Genomic DNA, 763 nt, shown 5'->3' with positions numbered 1-763 from the left:
CCGTGGCGGGGTCGAGGTTCTTGGCCTTGCACAGGCGGAGGATGAGTTCATCCGACGGCTTTGGCGGTGGTTCGGCGGCTTCCTGTTCCTTCTGCCACTGGAAGGTGCCGTCCCAGGGCGGAAGCTTGGCCGGGGGCAGGGGGACGATTTTGTCGATGTCGGGGAGCTTGGGGTTTTGGCCGTCGTAGCGGTCTAGGAATTTGCCGATTTGCTCATAACGGCGGGAGCGTTCGGGGTCGGGAGGTAAGGCAAGATAGTCCATATCCTCTGGGAGAACCGGCTTGAAGCCGTACTCCAGCACCAGGGCGGCTATCGAATTTCCGGCGGCTACGCCCTTCTGAAATGCTTTTACCGTTGTTTGTGCCAATACGGCTTTGGGTCATCAAGGGGCGCCGGTCGGTCAGGTTTCCTTGTCGTGGACCACCAGTTTCCAGGTGACGGCCACGTCCTGATAGCGCAAGCCCAGAAAATCGTCGAGCCAGTCGAAGATGCGCCGGTTGGGGACGTAGAGCGCGGGCATCGTCTCGCCTTTACGGAAATGCCCGGTGGCGTCCTGTAGAAAGCTGAACCGGGTGGCGCGCCATGTTCCGGATTCGGGGCACGGTGTGCCGGTGTTCGCCTGCGTGCCCAATGCCGCCTTGGGCGGGGGCGGAATGGCCAGGCCCGTGGCGGGGTCGAGGTTCTTGGCCTTGCACAGGCGGAGGATGAGTTCATCCGACGGCTTTGGCGGTGGTTCGGCGGCTTCCTGTTCCTTCTGCCACTG

The 763-nt window shown here is 62.4% G+C and carries 1 protein-coding gene and 1 pseudogene; both read right to left on the bottom strand.

The features are described 5' to 3' along the window. Nucleotides 1–352: pseudogene (locus AC1EJR_RS27315) on the bottom strand (DUF6396 domain-containing protein); the annotation flags it as partial. A 48-nt stretch (nucleotides 353–400) separates the two neighbouring features. Next, nucleotides 401–763: DUF6396 domain-containing protein (locus tag AC1EJR_RS27310; RefSeq protein WP_477113949.1), on the bottom strand; the 363-nt coding region annotated here is incomplete at its 5' end.

This window comes from Cupriavidus sp. 05T42, assembly GCF_056396345.1.
This window is presented reverse-complemented; position numbering and strand designations above follow the sequence as displayed.